We start from the raw sequence: 4,039 nt of genomic DNA, 5'->3' as shown, positions 1-4,039 counted from the left end.
GCCTTATTCATTCGGTTGATTCAATCAAACTTATGGACGAAATCGAACGTCAGGCGGAAAAACATAATCTTGATATGGATATTTTGATACAGGTAAATATCTCCGGCGAAGAAACAAAATCGGGTATATCAAAAGAAGAAGTTGAAGATTTGTTAAAATATGCCGGCGAATTAAAACATGTAAAAGTTAAAGGCTTGATGACAATAGCACCGAAAACTGACAATTCTGTTACAAACAGATTACATTTTGACAACATGCGACAACTTTTTGTTGACATAAAGCAAAAAAAATATGATAATGTTAATATGGTATACCTATCAATGGGTATGAGTGGGGATTTTGAAACTGCCATTGAATGCGGAGCAAATATGGTTCGTGTCGGCAGTGCCATATTCGGTGCAAGAGATTATTCTCAAAATAAGTAATTTATGAAAGGATACAGACAAATGGGTTTTTTAAACACAGTAAAGCACTTTTTGGGCTTTGAAAGTGAAGATGATTATTATGATGACGACTATTATGATGAGGAAGAAACAGAAGATGAAGAAAACGCACGTGTCAAGAGAAGTTCGCAGCAGTCTGCTCCGAAAAAGACTTTCTCAAAGGTAGTGCCTATCAATCCGACATCATCTTCGAGAATAAAGATAATGAGACCTTCCGATATTAACGATTCGACAAATGTTGCCAATGAAATAAAAGAGGGCAGACTTGTTATTTTTGATGTAGGACAGATTGACAATGAAGAAGCAAGAAGAATTGTTGATTTTATGTCCGGTGCGGCTTACGGCGTAAACGGAAAAGTCAGACGTGTATCAGAGGGTATTTTTGTTGCCGCTCCGAAAAATATTGATATAACAGGCGATACAATGAAAGAACACGTTAAAAACGGTATGGATTGGAACTTTATGTAATCCGATATTCGGATTTGCTTATAATTAAACAAAATACGGCTGGGTGGTATGGGATATTACCACCCTTTTGTATATGAGGTGAATATGAATACAAATCATAAGTTGCTTATTGCAAGGATAAACGATTTGTTTTCGCTTTGCGATAAGCATTGTGAAATGAAATGTTCCGATTTCCTTGACGGCGGTGAACTTGCCGTGATTGAGGACGAATTTCAAATTCCGTACGGATATAATACGTTGTTTTTCGGCGGTTATGAAAATGCGGAAAGAAAGGTGCTTTGCGTATTTCCCGAATGGCAGGAGTCTGAGGAAAGCGAAGTGCCGATTTCCGTTATACGTTTTGATGTGCCGAAGTTTCGTAAACTGACGCACAGGGATTATCTCGGTACGCTTATGTCGCTCGGTATCGACAGGAGTAAAACCGGCGATATTTTGACAGATGATGAGGGCGCATATGTGTTTGTAATGTCTGATATAGCGGAATATGTTGCACGAAACGTGAATAAGATTGCAAATGCGGGTGTTAATACGAAAATCGTTGATATGGCGGACTTTATACCGCCTAAACCGAAAACGACCGAAAAAATGTGCGTATGTGCGTCATTGCGTCTTGACGCGGTAGTTGCGGCGACACTTAATATATCAAGAGGAAATACGGAAAAATTAATAAGTTCGGGATATGTAAAACTGAATCACCGGGAAGTGCTTGACCGTTCAAAGCAAGTCGGTGAGGGTGACTTATTATCCATACGCAATTACGGAAGATTTATTTTAAAGGATATTGGGAACAATACCAGGAAAGGAAGACTTCACATAACTGTGGAGAAGTTCGTGTAAGGAGGGGGAGCGTTGTGCTAAGACCTATTGATATTCAAAATAAGGAATTTGAAAAGAAACTCAAGGGCTATAATTGTGATGAGGTTGACGATTTTCTTGACGTTGTAATACAGGATTACGAACTTTTGTGTAAAGAAAATCAGACGCTTAAAGATAAAATCGGACTTTTGACCGAAACTGTGGAGCGTTACAAGCAAATGGAAAACACAATGCAGAAGTCGATTGACATTGCCAAGCAAGCCGCCGAGGACGCAAAGAGAAATGCCGAAACAGAGGCGAATGCAATTATCAGTAAAGCAAAGCTTGACGCGTCTTATCTTGCACGTCAGATTGATGATGAACATATGAAACGCCATCAAGAAATGCTTTCGCTGAAAGGCGAGATTGAACAGTATAAAATGCAGATTAAGTCACTTTGTGCGAATGTTATGAAAATGGTCGATAATATCGACTAAAAACATTGGCAGACAGGAAATTTTTCAATAAAAACTGTTGACTAAAAAAATATTTTGTAATATAATAAAACAATAAAGACGATGACGAAGACAGTATGTCATATTGAAAACACAGAGCGAGCTATGGACGGTGAGAGCATGGCGGTGAGTAAATATGGCTGAATATCACTTCCGAGTTTCACACCGAAAGGCTTTGCCGAGTAGACTGTGACGGGTTTTCTCCGTAAAAGGAAACGCATATGTTGGTATGACGAGTGGTATAACGAAGCATTTGGCTTTCGTCTTGTTGTGCAGGACGAAAGCTTTTTTATTTGAAAGGAATGAATATAATGTACGACAAGGTTTCACCAAATCTGAATTTTGTTGAAAGAGAAAAGAAAACCGAAAAATTTTGGGAAGACAATCACATTTTCCAAAAGAGTATTGATGAAAGAAAAGAAGGAGAGGTTTATACTTTCTATGACGGCCCTCCGACTGCAAATGGTAAACCGCATATCGGTCACGTTTTAACGCGTGTTATCAAGGATATGATTCCGCGTTACCGTACAATGAAAGGCTACAAGGTACTTCGTAAAGCCGGTTGGGATACTCACGGACTTCCGGTTGAACTTGAAGTTGAAAAGAAACTTGGTCTTGACGGCAAGGAACAAATCGAAGAATACGGTCTTGAACCGTTCATCAAGCAATGTAAGGAAAGTGTATGGAAGTACAAGGGTATGTGGGAAGATTTCTCCGGTACAGTCGGCTTTTGGGCTGATATGGACGACCCTTATGTAACTTACGACAACAACTTTATCGAGTCTGAATGGTGGGCATTAAAGCAAATTTGGGAAAAGGGACTTTTGTATAAAGGTCACAAAATAGTTCCGTATTGCCCGCGTTGCGGTACTCCGCTTTCTTCACACGAAGTTGCACAGGGATACAAGGACGTTAAAGAACGCAGTGCTACTGCTAAATTTATCGTAAAGGGTGAGGAAAACACATACTTCCTTGCTTGGACAACAACTCCTTGGACACTTCCGTCAAACGTTGCACTTTGTGTAAACCCTGTTGAAACATATGTAAAAATTAAAGTAGGTGACGAGAAGTTTATTTTGGCAGAGGCTCTTGTTGAGGCAAACTTCCCTGATACAGAATATGAAGTGGTTGAAAAGTATGTCGGTACTGACCTTGAATACAAGGAATATGAGCCGCTATTCAATTTCGTAACACCTGATAAAAAGGCTTATTATGTAACTTGCGACAGTTATGTAACTCTTACAGACGGTACAGGTATCGTTCATATCGCTCCTGCATTCGGTGAGGACGACGCGAATGTCGGAAGAAAGTACGACTTGCCTTTCGTACAGCTTGTTGACGGTAAGGGTGAAATGACTAAGGAAACACCTTGGGCAGGTACATTCTGTAAAGATGTTGATAAAGAAATTCTTGTAAATCTTGAAGAAAGAGGACAGCTGTTCAATGCACCTAAGTTTGAACACAGCTATCCGTTCTGTTGGAGATGTGATACACCGCTTATCTACTATGCACGTGATACTTGGTTTATCAAGATGACAGACGTTAAGGACGACCTTATTAAAAATAACAATACAGTTAATTGGATTCCTAAGACAATCGGTGAAGGACGTTTCGGTGCTTGGCTTGAAAATGTACAGGATTGGGGTATAAGCCGTAACCGTTATTGGGGTACTCCGCTTAATATTTGGGAATGTGAATGCGGTCACAGACACGCAATCGGTTCTATCGAAGAACTCAAGTCAATGTCTGATAACTGTCCTGATGAAATCGAACTTCACAGACCGTTTATTGACGCTGTAACTATTAAGTGTCCTGAAT

The 4,039-nt window shown here is 39.7% G+C and carries 5 protein-coding genes; all 5 read left to right on the top strand.

Annotated elements, in window-relative coordinates; genetic code table 11:
- Positions 1 to 425: YggS family pyridoxal phosphate-dependent enzyme (locus ACLTU0_RS11125; RefSeq protein ID WP_412322499.1), on the top strand; the 425-nt coding region annotated here is incomplete at its 5' end.
- A gap of 21 nt (positions 426 to 446) precedes the next feature.
- Entirely contained in the window at positions 447 to 911 is a 465-nt protein-coding gene (locus ACLTU0_RS11120) for a cell division protein SepF (RefSeq protein ID WP_308456650.1), read from the top strand.
- Positions 912 to 995: 84 nt separating this feature from the next.
- Positions 996 to 1,748, top strand: coding sequence for an RNA-binding protein (locus tag ACLTU0_RS11115; RefSeq protein WP_337869373.1), 753 nt, complete (start codon positions 996 to 998; stop codon positions 1,746 to 1,748).
- A gap of 14 nt (positions 1,749 to 1,762) precedes the next feature.
- Positions 1,763 to 2,203: a DivIVA domain-containing protein gene (locus ACLTU0_RS11110; protein ID WP_022230004.1), complete on the top strand. Its 441-nt coding sequence runs from the start codon at positions 1,763 to 1,765 to the stop codon at positions 2,201 to 2,203.
- A gap of 329 nt (positions 2,204 to 2,532) precedes the next feature.
- A partial coding sequence (locus ACLTU0_RS11105; RefSeq protein ID WP_412322497.1) for an isoleucine--tRNA ligase occupies positions 2,533 to 4,039 on the top strand: 1,507 nt, incomplete at its 3' end.

Origin of the sequence: Hominilimicola sp. (genome assembly GCF_046972485.1) — a bacterium.
GTDB classification, from domain to species: domain Bacteria; phylum Bacillota; class Clostridia; order UBA1381; family UBA1381; genus Hominilimicola; species Hominilimicola fabiformis.
This window is presented reverse-complemented; position numbering and strand designations above follow the sequence as displayed.